19 protein-coding genes and 1 tRNA gene are annotated in these 18,775 nt (G+C 64.7%); 13 read left to right on the top strand and 7 right to left on the bottom strand.

Going from position 1 to position 18,775, the window contains the following annotated elements:
- Nucleotides 1-28 precede the first annotated feature (28 nt).
- Nucleotides 29-832: a cyclase family protein gene (locus JJT62_RS16260; protein WP_202073833.1), complete on the top strand. Its 804-nt coding sequence runs from the start codon at nt 29-31 to the stop codon at nt 830-832.
- 174 nt (nt 833-1,006) lie between these two features.
- Here JJT62_RS16260 and JJT62_RS16255 read toward each other — a convergent pair whose 3' ends face one another.
- On the bottom strand, nt 1,007-1,780 hold the full coding sequence (locus tag JJT62_RS16255) for a DUF4239 domain-containing protein (RefSeq protein ID WP_202073832.1): 774 nt from the start codon (nt 1,778-1,780) through the stop codon (nt 1,007-1,009).
- 195 nt (nt 1,781-1,975) lie between these two features.
- On the opposite strand from JJT62_RS16255, the gene JJT62_RS16250 reads away from it, so the two are divergent.
- The gene (locus JJT62_RS16250; RefSeq protein WP_202073831.1) at nt 1,976-2,278 is read left to right on the top strand and encodes a NepR family anti-sigma factor; all 303 of its coding nucleotides are present in this window, start codon (nt 1,976-1,978) and stop codon (nt 2,276-2,278) included.
- Between the two features lie 8 nt (nt 2,279-2,286).
- Here JJT62_RS16250 and JJT62_RS16245 read toward each other — a convergent pair whose 3' ends face one another.
- A complete protein-coding gene (locus tag JJT62_RS16245) occupies nt 2,287-3,114 on the bottom strand; it encodes a L,D-transpeptidase (protein WP_246744959.1) in 828 nt (275 codons plus the stop codon).
- A 371-nt stretch (nt 3,115-3,485) separates the two neighbouring features.
- Between JJT62_RS16245 and JJT62_RS16240 the strand changes: the two genes are divergently transcribed.
- Nucleotides 3,486-3,782, top strand: coding sequence for a hypothetical protein (locus tag JJT62_RS16240; protein WP_202073830.1), 297 nt, complete (start codon nt 3,486-3,488; stop codon nt 3,780-3,782).
- 76 nt (nt 3,783-3,858) lie between these two features.
- On the opposite strand, the gene ubiA is transcribed toward JJT62_RS16240, so the two are convergent.
- Together ubiA and JJT62_RS16230 are read right to left on the bottom strand one after the other, a co-directional pair.
- Nucleotides 3,859-4,812: a 4-hydroxybenzoate octaprenyltransferase gene (gene ubiA / locus JJT62_RS16235; RefSeq protein WP_202073829.1), complete on the bottom strand. Its 954-nt coding sequence runs from the start codon at nt 4,810-4,812 to the stop codon at nt 3,859-3,861.
- Nucleotides 4,809-5,258: a hypothetical protein gene (locus tag JJT62_RS16230; protein WP_202073828.1), complete on the bottom strand. Its 450-nt coding sequence runs from the start codon at nt 5,256-5,258 to the stop codon at nt 4,809-4,811. The genes ubiA and JJT62_RS16230 overlap by 4 nt, the downstream gene beginning before the upstream one ends.
- 147 nt (nt 5,259-5,405) lie before the next feature.
- Between JJT62_RS16230 and JJT62_RS16225 the strand changes: the two genes are divergently transcribed.
- Together JJT62_RS16225 and JJT62_RS16220 are read left to right on the top strand one after the other, a co-directional pair.
- Nucleotides 5,406-6,158 carry a 16S rRNA (uracil(1498)-N(3))-methyltransferase gene (locus tag JJT62_RS16225; RefSeq protein WP_202073827.1) on the top strand — a complete coding sequence of 251 codons (753 nt, stop codon included), beginning with the start codon at nt 5,406-5,408 and terminating at the stop codon, nt 6,156-6,158.
- Between the two features lie 240 nt (nt 6,159-6,398).
- A complete protein-coding gene (locus JJT62_RS16220) occupies nt 6,399-6,713 on the top strand; it encodes a hypothetical protein (protein WP_202073826.1) in 315 nt (104 codons plus the stop codon).
- Nucleotides 6,714-6,753: 40 nt separating this feature from the next.
- On the opposite strand, the gene JJT62_RS16215 is transcribed toward JJT62_RS16220, so the two are convergent.
- Complete coding sequence (locus tag JJT62_RS16215; RefSeq protein ID WP_202073825.1) at nt 6,754-8,142, bottom strand: glutamate--cysteine ligase; 1,389 nt, start codon at nt 8,140-8,142, stop codon at nt 6,754-6,756.
- Nucleotides 8,143-8,429: 287 nt separating this feature from the next.
- Between JJT62_RS16215 and JJT62_RS16210 the strand changes: the two genes are divergently transcribed.
- From JJT62_RS16210 to JJT62_RS16175, 8 genes are all read left to right on the top strand, one after another.
- The gene (locus JJT62_RS16210; RefSeq protein WP_202073824.1) at nt 8,430-8,597 is read left to right on the top strand and encodes a Flp family type IVb pilin; all 168 of its coding nucleotides are present in this window, start codon (nt 8,430-8,432) and stop codon (nt 8,595-8,597) included.
- A 367-nt stretch (nt 8,598-8,964) separates the two neighbouring features.
- Nucleotides 8,965-9,933 carry a 4-hydroxy-3-methylbut-2-enyl diphosphate reductase gene (ispH, locus tag JJT62_RS16205; protein WP_202073823.1) on the top strand — a complete coding sequence of 323 codons (969 nt, stop codon included), beginning with the start codon at nt 8,965-8,967 and terminating at the stop codon, nt 9,931-9,933.
- Between the two features lie 25 nt (nt 9,934-9,958).
- Complete coding sequence (thrB, locus tag JJT62_RS16200) at nt 9,959-10,906, top strand: homoserine kinase (RefSeq protein ID WP_202073822.1); 948 nt, start codon at nt 9,959-9,961, stop codon at nt 10,904-10,906.
- Nucleotides 10,903-11,361 carry a ribonuclease HI gene (rnhA, locus tag JJT62_RS16195; protein ID WP_202073821.1) on the top strand — a complete coding sequence of 153 codons (459 nt, stop codon included), beginning with the start codon at nt 10,903-10,905 and terminating at the stop codon, nt 11,359-11,361. The genes thrB and rnhA overlap by 4 nt, the downstream gene beginning before the upstream one ends.
- A 244-nt stretch (nt 11,362-11,605) precedes the next feature.
- On the top strand, nt 11,606-12,379 hold the full coding sequence (locus tag JJT62_RS16190) for a pentapeptide repeat-containing protein (protein ID WP_202073820.1): 774 nt from the start codon (nt 11,606-11,608) through the stop codon (nt 12,377-12,379).
- Nucleotides 12,376-13,290 (top strand): ROK family protein, encoded by a 915-nt coding sequence (locus JJT62_RS16185; protein WP_202073819.1) that lies wholly within the window; start codon nt 12,376-12,378, stop codon nt 13,288-13,290. Before JJT62_RS16190 ends, JJT62_RS16185 begins: the two co-directional genes overlap by 4 nt.
- Nucleotides 13,291-13,407: 117 nt before the next feature.
- Nucleotides 13,408-14,199, top strand: a complete 792-nt coding sequence (locus JJT62_RS16180; RefSeq protein WP_202073818.1) for an NAD kinase — start codon at nt 13,408-13,410, stop codon at nt 14,197-14,199.
- 69 nt (nt 14,200-14,268) lie between these two features.
- Nucleotides 14,269-14,345 (top strand) — tRNA-Met (locus tag JJT62_RS16175).
- Between the two features lie 275 nt (nt 14,346-14,620).
- Here the strand turns inward: JJT62_RS16175 and JJT62_RS16170 are convergent.
- Nucleotides 14,621-15,865, bottom strand: a complete 1,245-nt coding sequence (locus JJT62_RS16170; RefSeq protein ID WP_202073817.1) for an SWIM zinc finger family protein — start codon at nt 15,863-15,865, stop codon at nt 14,621-14,623.
- Between the two features lie 4 nt (nt 15,866-15,869).
- Nucleotides 15,870-18,545, bottom strand: a complete 2,676-nt coding sequence (locus JJT62_RS16165) for a DEAD/DEAH box helicase (RefSeq protein WP_202073816.1) — start codon at nt 18,543-18,545, stop codon at nt 15,870-15,872.
- Nucleotides 18,546-18,775: the final 230 nt, after the last annotated feature.

Raw genomic sequence — 18,775 nt, 5'->3', positions numbered from 1 at the left:
CGCAGCACGCGGGTGATGGAGAAACGCGATGCCGGAGTTTCTTCGGGGAACGATGTACGGGCTGGCGCTTTGTGTAGCGGCGCTCAGCGCCGCAAGCGCTCAGACGATCGACCTCTCGGCGTCCAAGGTGGTGGATTTGAGCCACCCTTTCGACGCCGACACGATCTACTGGCCGACCGAGCCGACAGGCTTCCAGCTCAAGCAAGAGCACAAGGGCTTAACCAAGGGCGGTTTCTTTTATTACTCGAACGCCTTCTGCTCTCCCGAACATGGCGGCACCCATATCGACGCGCCGATGCATTTCGCAGAGAGCCGCTGGACCAATTCGGACATCCCGCTCGATCGCTTAATTCGCCCGGCGGTGGTCATCGATATTTCTGAGAGCGCGGCGAAAAACGCGGATTACGCGCTCACGCCCGCAGACGTCTCAGCGTGGGAGCAGGCGAACGGCCGCATTCCCGACGGCGCCATCGTGCTCTTGCGCACGGGATGGAGCGCGCGCTGGCCGGATCGCAAGGCCTATCTCGGCGACGATACGCCGGGCGCGGTCGATCATCTCCATTTCCCGTCTTTCGGCGTCGAGGCCGCCGCCATGTTGGTCGCTGAGCGGCATGTGTCGCTCATAGGCGTCGATACGGCGAGCGTCGACGTCGGCGCGTCCAAGGACTTCCTCGTGCATCGCGCCATCGGCGCAGCGAATGTTCCCGGCCTCGAAAACTTGGCCAATCTCGATCAGCTACCGGCGACGGGCGCGATTATCATGGCGATGCCGATGAAGATCGCGAAGGGGTCGGGCGCTCCGGCGCGGGTCATCGCTTTCGCGCCGCGCTGAGAGCACGACTTGTGCGAGATCCGGCTGATTTGGTTCGGCGTCATTCCCGACGCTCGCGCAGCGAGTGATCGGGAATCCAGAGCCAAGGCGGCTTATCGTGGCTCTGGATTCTTGGCCAGGCTCTCAGCCCGCCGGGAATGTGACATGCATGCGCGTTGTTCAAACGAAATCGTATCACTCGCGATGGAAGTTTTCGAAGACCGAAACCAGCGGATGGGTTTCGATGGAAACCTCGCCCGTGAAAGGGTGATCGTAGGAGACAATGACAAAAAGGCCGAGAAAGACGATGGCGGCGAGACCTCCTGTCATTGTCACTTGCGCGCGAAAATTTTCGAGTCCGAAGAAATAGGTGAAGCCGACTGTGAGCAGCGCGCCGAAAATCAGCATCGTCCACAGCGCCGGCGAAACGACGCCCATTGCAAGATGCAGCCGCCCCCGCCGCGCCTGGGTGATATTGCCCAGCTCTCTCATGATCTCGGCGCCGACTGCAACTGGCTTGTTTTCGCCCAGCCGCGTGGCGGCGGCGTAAACCTCATCGAGCGCCTTGGCCGCTTCGCGGCTTTCCGCGCCTTGGGCCATGCGCGGCCATTCGTCTTCGACGACGACCCTCAAATAGGCGTCCACTGCCGCGCGGGTCGCAGCGGCGTCGGCGTCCGGACCCTTCGAGAGGCGGTACAGCGTCGCCGAGGCTCCGGCCTCTTGCAGCACGAGAAGCTCCGTTTCGCTGAATTTCTCCCAGACCGAGATAATCGCGAAGGCAAGAATCACGGCGTAGATCACGCCGACGGTCGCGAAGTTGAAGCCGGCGACTTCATTATTTTTGACGAGCAGCGAAAGCGGATAGCGCTTGCGCACGACGATCGGGCCGACCATGGCGAGCGCCGTCGGCAACAACACAATAAAAAACGCCCCGAGCCACACGGGAAGCGAGCAAAGGAAAAGCAGCAAGTTATCACTCCGCAAAAATCTAGCGTTGGCGTCAAGCGCGATTCAGGCTGAAGCGCCACAGCTTGTCAAATCGCAAAAATCCCGGGCGATCGGAATGTTTACGGTTAATTAATTCTTTTCAATTTTGCTCGAATGCGCGGGAGCATTCGATTCGGCTTCATCGGAGAAGGCCCGCGCAGACGATTTGAGGCGCCCATGAATCGCTTGGAGCTCAGAACCGCGGCCGGCCCTGCGGCCCCCAACGCCAAAAGGGGCGGGGCCCGAAAAGTCTACGACGATCTCGCAGGCTCCGCTTTGCTGCGCCGCGCCGGAAAGGCGAGCATTGCGCCTGCGCGTCTGGGCGATCAGGGTACGACGCTTCTCACGTCCCGTCGCAAGAGCGAGCCTGAGGACCGCGTCGGCGCGCAATTGCGCAATTTCTACCAGACGCTTTTGCGCGAACCGGTTCCCGAAAGACTCATTACCCTTGTCGAGGGCCTCGAGTCGAAGGGCCGTTGAGCGCGCGCCTATAAGACGACGACGCGCGTTCCCTTGGACACACGGCCGTAGAGGTCGATTACATCCGCGTTCAGCATGCGGATGCAGCCCGAGGACACAGCCTTGCCGATCGTGTCCGGCTCATTGGTGCCGTGGATTCGGAAAAGCGTGTCTTTGGCTCCCTTGAAGAGATACAGCGCCCGCGCGCCGAGCGGATTGTCCATGCCGCCTTCCATGTGATCTGGAAGATCAGGCCGGCGCAGCAGCATTTCCTTCGGCGGCGTCCATCCCGGCCAATAGGCCTTTCGGCCGATTTGCGCGGCGCCTTTCCAGGCGAATCCTTCACGTCCGACGCCGACCCCATATTCAATGGCCTGGCCCCGGCCGACCGACAGATAGAGCTTGCGCGCCTTCGTATCGATCGTGATCGTATTGGGCGTCTGGCCTGTTGGGTCGTCGACAAGGTTTTTCGTCGAGACGCCGGGGTCGACCTGTGCGTCGAAATCGAGCGGCGTCGAATAGGCTGGGTCGGCGTCCGGCGGCAATGCGGCCATGCGCGCCCCGGGGCGTCGTTGGGCGCGCGAGGGCGGCGGCGGCTCTAAGTCCCTTTCGGGCCCGTAAGCCCCGTAATCGCGCTCCTCCGGCGCCAGGCCGCGCCTCGGGAGCGTGCGCGTCGGGCGGTCGAATTCGCCGCTGTAAAGGTCGGGCTCGGCGTAATAGTCGCCCTGGCGGCCGCGGTCATAAAGATAGGGATCGCTCGGCTCGCGCGTGTAATATTGCGCCAGCGCCTCGGGCGTCTGACCGAGGTAGAGCGAAAGACCGGCGAGAACCAGCATGAGGGAGTTGCGGCGTCTCAACATCCTTATCCGTCTTTTGGGAGCAAGCAGCGACGCGCGGAAGCGCGAGGCAGACTGCATTTATCTCTGAAATCGCGGCGAAAAGGGGACGAACCGGGGGCGCTTGCCGTTTGGCGCAGACGCCGCCGGGCCGAGCGGCGCCGGGGCTTGATCTATTGCTACTGTCGAAAGCTTGCGCCGGGCGCTCCCGCAGGGGCCGGCAGCCCGCGCGCGCGGGCCAATTCCGGGAACTTGCGGCGCTCCGGCGACAAGCGCCTGCACGGCGCTCACCTCGCGCCGCCGGCCCCTTTTTGTCAGCAGATGCGGAACAACCGTTGGAGGCCTCCGGTTGATCCGTGGGAATTGGAGGGGCTCCAAGCGAGGGTCGATAGATGCCGCTCTTTAGACGAAACAAGGACTACGCGAGCAGCCTCAACTCCGCTGCCCGACAGGCGATCTCCGCTTCCGATCAGTTGGGACGTATGGCGGAGGAAGGAGTCGAACAGGCCTCGGCCGCCCTCGCCAATGTCCGCGATCAGAGCCAGCAAGCGGTGGAAGACGCGAGCGAAGCCTTCTCGGACCTGCGCTCGACGGTGGAGACCTCGGTCCGCGCCCAGCCGATAACGGCTCTGCTGATTGCGGCGATCGCCGGGATTGCGGTGGGGGCGTTTATGCGGCCAGGGAGATAAGAGGCGTCTGGCAACCAATCGTTTCACGTCTGGAGCGCGAGGCGTCCTGCGCCTCGGCTCTCCCGAAGTTTGGGCCTCAGCCAATGCTCGAGAGGCTCTGCAGCAGAAAGCCGCCGAATAGCAGAAGGCCGGCGTCGCGGTTCGAGCGGAAGAGCTTCAGCGCGAGCCCCGGCGGCGCGTCCTCGCGCGTGAGCGACGTCTGCCACGCAAGATGCGCGACATAGGCCGCGACGCCCAGATAAGAGAAAATCCCGCCGCCGCTTCCATAGGCCGCGAGCGCCGCGCAAAGCGCGGAGCCGGCATAGAGCCCCCCGACCGCCAGCTTAACCTGCGCGCCGAAAAGCCGCGCCGTCGAGCGGATGCCGGCGATGGCGTCGTCGCGCACGTCCTGCAGCGCGTAAATCGTGTCGAAGCCGATCGTCCAGAGAATGCAGCTCGCGTAAAGGAGCAGCGCCGGCAGGCCGATAGCGGCCGTCTGCGCCGTCCAGCCGAGCATGGCTCCATAGGCAAAGGCGAAGCCGAGGATCGCCTGGGGCCAGGAGGTGAAGCGCTTGGCGAAGGGATAGACCGCCACGATCAGCACCGACAGAAACCCGAGCGCGATGGTGTAGCCATTGAAGGAAAGCAGCACGGCAAGGCCGATGAGACATTGCGCGACGATGAACCACAGCGCCGCGCGCGGCGAGACGCGCCCGCTGGCGAGGGGGCGATTGCGCGTGCGCTCGACCTGGGCGTCGATCTTGCGGTCGACATAGTCGTTATAGGTCGAGCCGGCGCCGCGCATGACCACGGCGCCGATAAAGAACAGCGTCAGATGCCAGAGATTGGGCGCGCGATGCAGCGCCGCCGAGGCGAGCGCGCTGCCTTCCCAGCAGGGGAGCAGCAGCAGCCACCAGCCGATGGGCCGGTCGAGCCGCGCGAGCTGGACAAAGGGCCGCAGCCATTCCGGCGCGAAGCGCCAGAGCGGGTGGTTGGTCTGTGCGTCGGGGAGGGCGGCTCCCGCGCCGCCGTCTTGCTGCGCGAGGCTCACAGCGGACCAGAAGGCAGCTTGGGCGGCGCGCCCATGCCGCCGTTAGCCGCTTGCTCGCGCTGCTGTTGCATCATCTGCTTCATTTTCGCGGCTGCGGAGCAGGCCTGGGAGGCGAAATTCTTCGTTTTCGCGCCGGCCTGCTTGAATCCCTCGACGACATTATCCGGAATGTTGCACCATTCCTTGTTCTTGGTCATGTAGCCGAGCATCTCGCTCTCGACGGCGGCGAGCTTTTTGGCGGCCGGGCAGGCGGCGTTAGGGTCCATCTTGCCCTTGCCGGCCTTGCCGAGATTGTTGAGCACCTGGATTTGCGCCATGCGGCGCTCCGTCAGCTTCTGGAAATCCTCCTGGCAGGACTGCGCATCGGCGGCGCCCGCGCTGGCGAGCAGCGCCAGGACGGATAGGCTCGCGACCGAGCGCAAGAAAGAGGAGGCGCTGATCTTCATTTGTTTGGATCCGCTTTCAATAGCTTCATTCTGTTAACAGCAGGCTTGCCGTTCGCGCAAGTTTTGGTCAACCTGTCCGCGAACAAAGCGGCGCCTTCATGGCGGCGGCATTGCGGCGGACACCGCGCGCCTAGTCGGGACACCATCTTGTCACATTACGATTTTTCAGCGCAACGGCTCTTCGTGGAGGCGGATCTGGCGCCGGGCGCGGACGTCGTTCCGCCGCCGGAGGCGCTCAATTACCTCTTGAACGTGCTGCGGCTTCGCGAGGGCGACGCCATTCTTCTGTTCAACGGGCGGGACGGCGAGTTCCTCGCGCATCTTTCTGCGGTGACGCGGCGCGCTGCGACATTGCGGGTGGAGAAGCTTTTACGGCCGCAGACGCCGCTCGCCGATCTCGACTATTGCTTTGCGCCCCTGAAGCAGGCGCGCCTCGATTACATGGCGCAGAAGGCCACGGAAATGGGCGCGGGGCGTCTTGTTCCCGTCATCACCAATCGCACGCAGGTTCGCCGCGTCAATTCGGCGCGGCTGCGGGCGAATGCGGTAGAGGCCGCGGAGCAATGCGGCGTGCTTGCCGTCCCGGAAGCTTCGGAGGCGGTCGATCTCGCTGATTTTTTGGTCAGCTTTCCGGAGAAAAGACTGCTCGTGTTCTGTGACGAGGACGCGCCGATCGCCAATCCCGTCACAGCGCTTTCGGGGCGGTCGGGGGAGGGCGTCAGCGTCCTCATCGGTCCTGAAGGCGGGTTCGACGAACAGGAGCGCGCCGCCATCGCGCGCCTCTCGAATGTCGCGCGACTCTCTCTTGGGCCGAGGGTGCTGCGCGCCGACACGGCGGCGGTTGCGGCGCTGGCGATCGTTCAGGCCGCAATCGGCGATTGGGATGGTAAAGCTCTGTAACGAATCATTAATCGATCGCGTGCCGTATACGAAAAATAAATTTCGTCGTGTTGTTTTTCCACAACAGTGAAAGCACGCAGAAGGCCGGGACACGATCCCGCCACGATGTTTGGGTCTAGTGCCGGAATCGCGGAAACGAGCCGCGCGCAACTGCGCGTAGATTCTTTTCTGCTCGAGATTTCTGGGCTCGCGATTGAGACGACGCTTTGTCGTCCAATCTGAAGAGAGGCTGATCGCCTGATGATGTTCGCCAATGTCCGCCCCCTTGCGCCGCTCGGCCTTATCGTGGGTCTCGCAATTGGCGCGTCGCTCGACGCGGTTCCGGCCAATGCCGAGTCGTCGAATAATTGTGCGCGCTATGGCGCGAACTATGTCGCGGTCTCGGGTTCGAGCGGGTGCGTGAAGATCGGCGGGCATGTGCGCGTCGACATTCCACGCGCCCCCGCCGCCGCAGCCGCCCCGATGGGTTATGCGGCTTTGGGCGACGGCGTGCAGCGCGCGTCTCATCTTCAGCCAATGGCGCCGTTCGGTCTCAACGACCTCTTCCCGCGCTGACGGGAAGATCATCCCGCGCTTGGCCGCGGGATTTTTTAGCTCACAGTGGGATAACGCAGTCCCTGAAGGCGCCGTCGACGGAGCCGCCCCAAGCGCCATGAAAGGCCTCGAGGCGCAGTTGCGCCAAGGTGCGGCCTTCCGACACGATCTTCTGGAGCGGCGCCAGATAGATCGTTTCGTCAGCGCCTTCCGCATTCACGCGCGCGCGTCGCTTGAGGCCCGCCTCCGCTAGGGCGAGCACGTCGCGTCCGATCTCCCGCAAGCTGCGGCCGTCGATCGTCGCGTCGAGCGCGAGACTGGGAACATCCTCGCGTAGTTGCTGCCGGGCCGCGGCGCTCCATTCCTTGGTGAGCTGGCGCGCCTGGTCGAGCGCGGCGCTGTCGTAGAAAAGTCCGGCGAAGAGCGCGGGCAGGGCGGTCATATGGGCGCGCGGGCCGCCGTCGGCGCCGCGCATTTCGAGATAGGTCTTGATCCGGACCTCGGGGAAGATCGTCGAAAGATGATTCGCCCAATCGGACATGACGGCGCGTTCGCCGGGCAGTTGCGGCAGACGGCCATCGAGCAGGTCGCGGAAGCTCGCGCCCGCGACATCGTGATAGACGTCGCCCCGCTTGACGAAATACATCGGCACGTCCAGCGCGTAATCGACGTAGCGCTCGAAGCCGAACCCCTCCTCGAAGGCGAAAGGCAGCATGCCGGTTCGATCCGCGTCGGTGTCGAGCCAGATATTCGAGCGCTCGGATAGCCGCCCGGTCGGCTTGCCGTCCAGGAACGGCGAATTGGCGAAAAGCGCGGTGACGAGCGGTTGCAGCGCGAGCCCCACCCTCACTTTCTCGACCATGTCCTTTTCGCTGACGAAGTCGAGATTGGCCTGGATCGTCGCGGTGCGAAACATCATGTCGAGGCCGCGCGCGCCGACCTTCGGCATATAGGCGGCCATGATCTTGTAGCGCTGCTTGGGCATGACCGGCGTCTCGGCGCGCGACCATTTCGGGCTGGCGCCGAGATCGAGAAATTGGACGCCCAAGGAATGCGCGACGCCGGCCAGCGCCGAAAGATGCGCGCCGAGCTCGGCGTCCGTCGCGTGGATGTCGAGCAGGGGAGCGCCCGAAAGCTCGAATTGCCCGCCCGGTTCTATCGAGATCGCGCCGCCGCCGTCCGTCTGGGCGAGCCCGATGAGCGCGTCTCGGTCCATGATCGGCTCCCAGCCGGTCGCTTCCTGGACGCCTTCGAGCAGGCGGCCGACGCCGCAGCGTCCGCCGTCACAGCCATAGGGAACCGGCGCAAGCAGATCGGAGTAGAAGGCGATTTTTTCGTGTTCCGTGCCGACGAGCAGCGGCGCGCCGGCGCTTTTGCAACCGGCCGCGAGCCATTCAACGAGCGCGTCCCGGGACGCAATCGGCGTCGAGTCAGTTACGTCGCGAGCCATTTTTGACTTAATTTTCCGTCTGATAGAGGTCGTGGCGACCAAAAGAGCGCGCGGTGAAGGAAGGCAGGGCCGCGCCAAGTTTCAGGATACGCGAGAGGCTGGCGTGGCGCCAAGCGGTCGGCGCAGATGGATGCCGTAAAAGCCGATTGGATGCAAGAGCGGGCCGCGGCGCCGCTGGCGCCAGGATTGCTGATCGGGCCGGGCGGCGGCGGGGCTCCTAGATTGGGAGCGTCGCAATTAAGCGTTTGGAGAGTTTTCCTGCTTAATCTTTTGCCAAAGGAGGCCCGATGCGCAGCTTGTTTCATCGATTTATTGCAGGCGAGGGCGGGGCTACCGCTATTGAATATGCGGTGATTGCTTCTCTTGTTTCCATCATCATTATCGGCGGGGCGACGGCCATCGGCACGAAAATGTCGACCTTGTACTACGACAAGGCCGCCGCCGGACTCAAATAGCTCGGATGACGCCTGGCGCGCCGCGCCGGGACAAAACGCAGCGGGCGCCTATTGTCGGCGTCGCCGTTTCCCAAAATCCTGCAGGCAGACTTCCCAAACGGGGGATTCGCCGGCCCGGCGGGCGCTCGCGTCCCGGCCGCAGCTTTTTGACTCTGCGCGCTTTCTGATCGCTCGCACGACTCCATGCGCGCGGAAAGCGCGCGAGCAGCCTCCCGCCCAGCGCCTTGGCGGCCGGCTTGACAGACTCGGACCGGCGCCACATTGCTTCGCCCCAATCGACGCCAAATATGGGCGGACGTCCAGACGGGCGAGACGCCACTCGAGCCGCCGGCGCAGCCGCGCGGCGCCCATTGCCGAAGGCGCCCAAATGAATGCTCAGCCACGCGGAATGAAACCGCCGCTCAAGATTTTCCTGTGCTCGCCCCGCGGCTTCTGCGCGGGCGTCGTGCGCGCTATCGACGCCGTCGAGCGCGCCCTCGCCAAATATGGCCCGCCGGTCTATGTGCGTCACGAGATCGTACATAATCGTTACGTGGTGGAGTCGCTGAAATCCAAGGGCGCGGTGTTCGTCGAGGAGCTCGACGAAATCCCGCAGACCGACGCGCCCGTGATTTTCTCCGCCCATGGCGTGGCCAAATCCGTCTCCGCCGAAGCGCAGGAGCGCAAGTTTTTGGCCATCGACGCCACCTGTCCGCTCGTCACCAAGGTGCATCGCGAGGCGGAAATCCACTGGAAGCGCGGGCGGCGCGTGCTGCTCGTCGGCCACTCGGGCCATCCGGAGGTCGTCGGCACGATGGGGCAGCTCCCCGAGGGCGCGGTGGTGCTCGTCGAATCCGTCGAGGATATCGACGCTTTGAGCCTTCCGGACGAGAATAATCTGGCCTATGTGACCCAGACCACCCTGTCGCTCGACGACTCTCAGGAAATCGTCAATGCGCTGACGAAGCGCTTTCCCAAGATCGTCGGTCCGCACAAGGAAGACATCTGCTACGCGACGACCAACCGTCAGGCGGCGGTCAAGCAGGTCGCGCCCACTGTCGATGCGGTGATCGTCGTCGGCTCGCCGAATTCCTCGAATTCGCAGCGCCTGCGCGAAGTGGCGGAGCGGGCCGGCGCCCCCGCCCAGCTCGTGCAGGGCAGGCGCGAGATCGACTGGTCGATCTTCAGCAATATCGCCTCACTGGGCATCACCGCCGGCGCCTCTGCGCCGGAAGTTCTCGTCGAGGAAATCATGGACGCTTTCGCCGAGCGCTATGACATTACCGTGGAAACCGTCTCGACGGCCGACGAGAGCGTCTCCTTCCCGTTGCCGAAGGAGCTGCGGGCGCTCGCCTGACAGGCGGCGCTCCGGAAAGAACCCAATGGCCGTTTACACGCAGGTTGACGACGCGGAGCTGCTCGCTTTCCTCGCGACCTATGACATCGGCGACCTCCTCTCCTGCAAGGGCATCGCCGAGGGGGTCGAGAACTCCAACTATTATCTGCACACCAGCGCCGGAAGCTTCATCCTCACCCTCTATGAGAGGCGCGTGGCGGAGGCGGACCTGCCGTTTTTTCTCGGGCTGATGGAGCATCTCGCGCGGCGCGGCGTCACCTGCCCGCTGCCGGTGCCCAACCGGGCCGGCAAGCCGCTCGGGCGCCTCGCGGGGCGGCCGGCGGTCATTGTCACTTTCCTGGACGGCTATTCGGTGCATCACCCCGAGGTCGCGCATTGCGCGGCGCTCGGCGCGGCGCTGGCGCAGTTGCATCTCGCCAGCGCGGATTTTCCGCTGCGCCGCCCGAATGCGCTCTCGGTCGAGGCCTGGCGCCCGCTTTTCGCGCCCGCCGCCGCGCGCGCCGACGAAGTTGAGCCGGGGCTGCGGGAGACGGTCGAAGCCGAGCTCGATTATCTGGAGCAGAACTGGCCGCGCGATCTACCGAGCGGCGTGATCCACGCCGATCTTTTCCCGGACAACGCCTTCTTCTTGGGCGGTAAGATCTCCGGGGTGATCGACTTCTATTTCGCCTGCAACGACGCCTACGCCTACGATCTTGCGATCTGCCTGAACGCCTGGTGCTTCGACGAGGCGCATCGCTTCGACATCGAGAAGGGCGCCGCGCTTCTCTCTGCCTACCGCCGCGTTCGGCCCCTGGATGGCGCGGAGCTCGACGCTTTTCCCACTCTCGCGCGCGGGGCGGCGATGCGTTTCCTTCTCACGCGCTATGTCGATTGGCTGGACGTGCCGAAGGGCGCGCTCGTGCGTCCCAAGGACCCGCGCGAGTATCTGGCCAAGCTTCGTTTCCATCAGACGGCCGGCGCCTTTCTATGACGCGCCGCGTGGCGATCTGGACGGACGGGGCTTGCTCCGGCAATCCCGGCCCCGGCGGCTGGGGCGCGATCTTGCGCTTTGGCGAGGTCGAAAAGGAAATCTGTGGCGGCGAGCCGCAAACGACGAACAACCGCATGGAGCTGATGGCCGCGATCATGGCGCTGGAGGCGCTGACGCGACCCTGCGCAATCGATCTCTACACCGACTCTCAATATGTGCGTGGCGGCGTCACCTCCTGGATCAAGAACTGGAAAACGCGCGGCTGGAAGACCGCGGACCGCAAGCCGGTGAAGAATGTCGAGCTCTGGCAGCGGCTCGAAGCCGCCGAGGAGCGTCACGACGTCGCCTGGCATTGGGTGCGCGGCCATGCGGGGGACGAGATGAACGAGCGCGCCGACGCCCTCGCGCGCGCCGGCATGGCGCCTTTCCTGCGCCAGAGGCGCGCGCCCGGGTGAGCCGGGCTTGCACGGCGCCCGCGCAAGCCTATCTCTTGATTAATCCCGGGTTTTCTCTTCTCCGGACCCTAGGGGCATGGCCGTGGCCGCGCCCCTTTTTTTCGGGCCTTCGGACCGCGAGCCTTCAGGCTCGCTTTGAGAATAGCGAGCCTGAAGGCTCGCGGTCCGCGCCGCCAGATTTCGCTGCGGGCCATCCTGCTGTAAATTTATCGCCGGAGGCGCGTCGCTGCGCCGGGGAGCGAAGATGAACAGGCATTTTCTCGCGCGCGCCGCCCTTGCGGCGCTCCTCATCGCAACGCCGCTTCATGCGCAGGATATGCTTCAAGGCGTCGATCTTTCGCAGCCGGCCTATTCGCAATCCGAGATGACGCGCGCCGAGGTCGAAGCGGCGCTCGACGCTCGGAACATGGATTTCTCGGGAAAGAGCCTCAACGGCCTCGACCTCTCCCGTCTCGATCTTTCGGGCGCCAATTTCCGCGCGGCGCGCCTCAACAAGGTTCGGCTGTCCAGCGCGAAGCTCGATGGCGCCGTTCTCGACCAGGCCTGGCTGATCGAGGCCGATCTTACCGGGGCCTCGCTGAAGGGCGCGCAGGCCTTCGCAGCGCAGATGCAGCGGATGAACGCCGATGGCGCCGATTTCTCCGGCGCGCGCCTCGCTGGCGATCTAACCGGCGCCTCGCTGCGCGGCGCGAGGTTCGATCACGCAGATCTCTCCGCGGATATGAAGAACCAGTCCATGGGGCTGATGCGCGCGGTCTTGCGTTCGGCGCATCTCGAAAACGCCTTGCTGCGGAAAGCCAATCTGATGAGCGCCGATTTGCGTTTCGCCCATGCCGCCGGCGCCGACTTCAGCGACGCAAATCTCGCGAACGCCGACGCCTCGGGGGCCGATTTCACCGGGGCGATTTTCGCCGGCGCCAATACCAAGGACCTCGATCTCGACTCCGCGCAAATCGACGCGGCGACGGAAGGCGCGCTTCAAAAGGCGCAGCATCTCGACCGCGCGCGCCGCCAATGACCGATGGCCCCATCCGCATCGGCGTCGATCTTGGCGGAACCAAGATCGAAGCAATCGCGCTCGATGCGGCCGGCGCCATTCTCGCCCGCCGCCGCGTGGCGACGCCGGCGCATGATTATGACGCGATCATCCGCGCCGTCGCGACGCTCGTTCTCGACATCGAAACTGAGACCGGCCGGCGCGGCCTGGTGGGGGTCGGGGCCCCCGGTTCGATCTCGACGCATACGGGGCTCGCGAAAGGCTCCAACACGCAATGCGTCAACGGCAAGCCGCTCGACGTCGATCTGTCGCGGGCGCTCGACCGGCCTGTGCGCGTCGAGAATGACGCCAATTGCTTTGCGCTCTCGGAGGCGATCGACGGCGCGGGGCAGGGCGCGCGCGTGGTCTTCGGCGTCATCATCGGCACAGGCGTTGGCGGCGGCGTCGTCGTGGACGGCAAGATCATCGCCGGCCGTAATCACATCGGCGGAGAATGGGGCCACACGCCGCTCCCCTGGATGCAGCCCGACGAATATCCCGGCGCCCATTGTTTCTGCGGACATGACGGCTGCATCGAGACTTTTCTGTCCGGGCCGGGCCTCGCGCGCGACTATGAGCGCCGCGCCGGCGCCTCGGCGACAGGCCAGGAGATCGTCGCGCGCGCCGAGCGCGGGCAGGCGGCGGCCATCGCCGCGCTCGACGCCTATCAAGACCGTCTTGCCCGCGCCCTCGCCATGGTGATCGATATTCTGGACCCGGATGTGATCGCGCTCGGCGGCGGCGTTTCGAATATTGCGCGCATCTATGACGGGCTCACTGCGCGCGTCGCGGGCCATGCCTTCACCGACGCGCTGGATACGAAGATTCTGCGCAATGTTCATGGCGACTCCGGCGGCGTGCGCGGCGCGGCCTGGTTGTGGCGGGAGGCGTGAGGAGACGCTGGGGCATTGCCACTGAGCGACAAAAAACCTATTGCCTCGGACGTCGCGCCGCTGGGCGCGGATAGGCGCAGTCGTCACGCTTTCGAGCAATCAGGAAAGTCAGCAGACATGGGCGCCGGCGGCGATACCCCCAACCCCTTTAAGAAACTGGCTTTTCTCTCGTCCGGCACGCCGCAGGCCGAGGAGGCGCGCGTGCGGCTCGTCGAGAAATATGGCGACATTCCGCCGGAGGAGGCCGACTGCATCGTAGCGCTCGGCGGCGACGGCCTGATGCTGCGAACGCTGCACAACTACATGGATTCCGGCAAGCCGATCTATGGCATGAACCGCGGCTCGGTCGGATTTCTCATGAACCAATACCGCGAAACCAACCTGCGCAAGCGCCTCGCGGAGTCCAAGGCGTCGATCATCCACCCGCTGCTGATGAACGCCACCAATGTGCGGGGCGATGAGTTCTCCGCCCATGCGATTAATGAAGTCTCGTTGCTGAGGCAGACCTCGCAGGTCGCGAAGCTGCGCATCCTCATCAACGACCAGGAGCGCATGCCGGAGCTGATCACCGACGGCGTGCTGCTGTCGACGCCGGCGGGCTCGTCGGCCTATAATCTCTCCGCCAACGGGCCGATCCTGCCCCTCGACTCGCCCTTATTGGCGCTCACGCCGATCTCCCCCTTTCGCCCACGCCGTTGGCGCGGGGCGCTGCTGCCGGACGCGGCCAAGGTCCGGATCGAAGTGCTCGAGCCGGAAAAGCGTCCCGTTTCCGTGGTGGCCGACCACGACGAGTTCCGCGACCTGGCGTTCGTGACCATAGAGATGGATCACGACGCCGATCTCGTGCTGCTCCACGACCCGGGCCATTCCCTCGAAGAGCGCATTTTGCGGGAGCAATTCGGCTATTAGCGGTCTTGACTTGGACTGCTGGCGCGACCTATATCGCTGGCATCTCAAGACTGCTCCGAAACAGTCTGGGGCGGAGTAGCTCAGTTGGCCAGAGCAGGGGAATCATAATCCCTGTGTCGGGGGTTCGAATCCCTCCTCCGCTACCACTCTCCGCCGATCTGTCCTGAAATCAAATGCTTGCGTCTGAGTAGCGAGACCGAGCCTCGACTGCTGATTTGGCCGTCGCGGAGGCGGCCGCCACCGAACCGGCGCCTGCGCCTTTCCTCCTCGGGCAAAGGCGGACAGCGACGCGGGGCATGCTCTCTATCGAAAGCAAGCTTTGCACGAGCCGCCATACCGCTTCGAATTTCTTCTGAAAGGACGATCGCGAGCTGGTGGATCGCGATGTCTTCGCCCCTGAGGAGCGATCAAATTCGCTGGTCTACCGCTCTTTACCGGATGCGCGTCGCCTTCTCGAATCTCCCTCGGCCCCTGCTGGCTTTGTCGACTCGGTCTTCCGCGCCGTTGAATTTGCCTTGGGCGTGTTTCTTTTCCCGGGCGACGCGACCGGCTTCAGGTCGGTGACGCGCGTCCTTTTCGTTCCCGAGATTTCCTGAGCCGCGGCGACGGCGTCGGAGGGCATGGAGGGCGACTTCTCGCTCCGCTTTTGCCCTGTCTTGCCCTTATTGGTCTGCAATCGCGACTTTGCATCGGCCGTAGCGATAGGCGTCCGAGACGTCGAGGCATTTGCTGCGGACTTCGTGGATGCGCGCTTTGTAGAAGCCGGGGACGCTTGCTTTGCCGGGAGAGTTGCGGTCGTCGCCGGGCTTGTGTTCGCCGCGCTCGGCGATTTGGCCTTGCGACTTTTCGACTCCGGCGCTTTCGAAGCCGCCATTGTCGGACCAGCCGCCTTCCGCGTCGCGCCGGGCGCGGCTATCGTCGCCGCCTCTCGGGGCGAGGGCGCGGCCTCGATCGGCATGGGCGACATGTCGATGCCGAACAGCGCGGCGACATCGTCCTGCGCGAGGATGCGTTGGCTCGCATCCGGGCGAGAGGAGGTCGCCCCGGCGTCGGCGTTCGAGACCAGATCGGCGCTGTCGACGCCGCGCAGAAGGAACAGCAGCTCGGGCTGCGCGTCCAGGCGCGCTCCGACGCCATAGAGCGTCGCCGCGACATGCTTGCACATATCTGCCCCATCTGGGCAGGAGCACGACATTTTGATCTCGCGCGGGGCTGGGAATAGGCCGTCGCTCTCGCGGCAGACCCGCTCCATGACATTTTTCGAAATCTTGCCTTTCAGCAATTCGATCAGCGAGGCGATCGAGCCGGCGCAGTCGCGGCAGATCGCTTTCCAGCGCCCAGGCGTCGCCGATGTCACGGCGATATCGATTTCATAAATCTCCGAGCCGCTGACCAGCGCGGTGACTTTTCCCTTTGCGATTTGAAGATCGACGACGGAGCCGTTGCGCACATAGGTTCGCCCGCGCGGCAGGCGGGTTTCGAAATCGGAATAGCGCTCGAGATTGTCGCACCAGGCTTTGCCCCAAAAGCTCTGCGCGATCTTCCGGCCGTCGAGAACGACGGGCGTGATGACCCGCCCCTTCTTCTTCAGCTTTGCGACCTCCTTCGCCGCCTGCGCCCGGCGCTGGGCGACGGGGACATAGGGAGGGTAGCTCCAGAAGGACATGGCTTCACGTTTCCTTCATCGCGGCGTCGAGATCGAGCCTGACCAGCGCCAGAATATCGCGATCATTCATTCCCGCGAGGTCGATCTCCTGTCCGCCCCCGAGGACGTCCTGCGCCAATTGCCGCTTCGACTCGATCAGCGCGTCGATTCGTTCTTCGATCGTGCCACGACAGACGAATTTATGCACGAGGACGTTGCGCTTCTGGCCGATACGAAAAGCACGGTCGGTCGCCTGGTTTTCCACGGACGGATTCCACCAGCGGTCGAAATGCGCGACATGCGAGGCTGCGGTCAGAGTGAGGCCCGAGCCGCCCGCTTTCAACGACAGGATGAAGAAAGGGACAGTCTCGTCCTCTTGGAATTTTTTCACGAGCTCCTTGCGCTTTCCTACCGCCGTCCCGCCATGGAGCGCGAGGCCGGATCGGCCGAAGACGGAGGCGAGCAAATGTTCCAGGGGTGGGATGATCTCCTTGAACTGTGTGAAGACCAGCAGCTTTTCCTGACGACCGGCGATAGTCTCGGCGATCTCCGCGAGCCGCGCGAACTTGCCGCTCTGCGCCGGGTCGTAGGCGCCGTCGGCGAGCCATTGCGAGGGGTGATTGCAAATCTGCTTGAGCCGCATCAACATGGATAGAACGAGGCCGCGCCGGGCGATGTCGTCATCCGCCTGTTCGAGGCGCTTCTCGAGCTCGGCGACCGCCGCCTCGTAGAGAATCGCCTGGGTCTTGCTCAGCGCGCAATAGGCCGCGACTTCGGTCTTGTCGGGAAGATCGGCGATGACGCTTCTGTCGGTCTTGAGGCGGCGCAGAATATAGGGCGCCGCGAGTTTCTTCAGCGGCGCATAGGAGGGGGGATCGCTCGAGGCGAGGCGCTTGACGAAATCGGCGAAGGCCTTGGACGTTCCGAGCAGTCCGGGATTGATGAAATCGAAGATCGACCACAGATCGCGAAGATTATTCTCGATCGGCGTGCCGGTGAGCGCGATGCGCGCCTGCCCGCGCAGCACCTTTACCGCGCGCGTCTGCTTGGCGTTGGGGTTCTTGATCGCCTGGGCTTCGTCGAGCACGACCAGGCGCCATTTGGTTTCCGCGAAGGCGTTTATGCGCAGCAGCGTGGCGTAGCTCGTCACGATGAGATCGGCGGCCGAGAAGCTCTCCGCGGTCGCGCGCTTCAGCTCCGCGGCTGGCATGAAAGCCGGGTGGACGACGACGACTCGCAGGCTCGGCGCGAAGCGGGCGGCCTCTGACGCCCAATTGGCGAGCAGCGACGCCGGCGCGACGAGAATGCTCGGACCGCCCCCGGGCGCGCGCTGCTTCGCCGTGAGAAGCAGCGCGAGGAGCTGAATGGTCTTGCCGAGGCCCATGTCGTCGGCGAGACAGGCGCCGAGCTGGAGGCGCGTGAGAAAGGCCAGCCATTGCACGCCGGCCTTTTGATAGGGGCGCAGCTCGGCCTTCAGGGCGGCGCCTGGATCGGCCTCGGCGGCGGCCTGCGGATCGCGACAGGCGCGCAGCGTCTCGGCGAGCCAGGGCCCCGCGTCGATATGGCCCCATTTCGTATCCGCCGGCGCACCGGCCTTTGCGCCGATATCGGCGCCGGCGACGAGGCGCATCGCCTGTGCGAAATTCAGGCCTTCCGCATCGGCGAGCTTTTCCACCGCTTCGAAACGCTCGAGCGTCGTCTTCAGACGCTCGCTGTCGATCTCGATCCATTTGCCGCGCAGCAGCGCGAGACCGTCGGTCGCCGCGAGCAGACTCCCGATCTCCTCCGCCGTCAGCGTCTCGCCGTCGAGCGTGACGCGCAAGTCGAAGTCGAGCATTTGCTCGACGCCCACCCGCGACGGCGCGTTGGAGCCAATCGTCGCTTCGACCTCGGGACGGCTCGGACGATTCATGCGCCAGCTCGCCGGCATGCGCACCACCAGCCCCGAGGCCTCCATCGTCTCGACGCTCTCGAGAAAGCGCAGGGCGTCTTTCGGCGTCCAGCGTAGCGGGTGGAAAATTTCGCCGCCGTCGACGATCTCCTTCAGCCAGTCCAGCCGCTCGGCCGCATGGCTGACGGGCTCCAGCAGCTCGAGCAGCTTGCGCTTGTCGTCGGCGAAGTCGCGCAGGGCCTGCGCGAGCGGCGCATGACGCAAGGCCCCGTGCTCGGCGAGCGAGGCCGCATAGGTCGCCATGAAGGCGAAGGGAAAATCGGGATCGCGCCGGTTCTCCGCGAGGTTGAGATGCACGCGCCCGACCAGTCGCCAGCGCCGATCCTCGGCTGTCATGAAATCCCGCAGCGACGCGCCGCTTGCGGCGAGCTCGGCGCGGAGCGCCTCCGCCATCCTGCCCCAAAGCGTTCTGAGGTTTTCGACGCTCAGATATTCGCCCCCTGGCATGGGCGGCGCGGCGACGACCAGCTCGGCGAGCGCCTGCGCCGACGGCGGCTCCTCGGCGGCCTCGGACGACGCGCAGAGCAGTCGCCCGAAGTGCATCGCGTAGGCGCGCCAATAAGCCAGGCTCGGAGGCAGATCGGCCCCCGGCCCGGCGAGGCCCAGATGCAGCAGACCATGGCCGTCGCCGCGAGCAAAATGTGCTTCGAGGCGAGCCGCAACCTCGTCGTCGACTTGCGACTCGCCCTCCCGCCTCTCGAGGCGCAGCGCGCCATGCGGCGTCAGAACGGGCATGAGTGTAGCTGGCATGAGCGATCAGTCGTCTTTAGAAGGTGAGCGATTCACATTATCAGGAGATCGTCGAGGGCGCCGCCTCGGAAGCGATGCCGCCGTTGTTCGCTTGCTTTTCAAAGACGCCTTCGACGCGCCGGCCGGCTGCGAAAAAATCATCATAAGACGTCGGCGCGCGGACTTTGGCTTGGCTGATCGCGTTTTGCCGAATATCGTCGCCGGCCAGCGCGTAGCGGCTGGCGTGGTCG

This window comes from Methylocystis sp. Sn-Cys, from assembly GCF_016745395.1.
Lineage (GTDB): Bacteria > Pseudomonadota > Alphaproteobacteria > Rhizobiales > Beijerinckiaceae > Methylocystis > Methylocystis iwaonis.
Note: the sequence above shows the minus strand (reverse complement) of the source record. Positions and strands in the feature narration are given on the sequence as shown.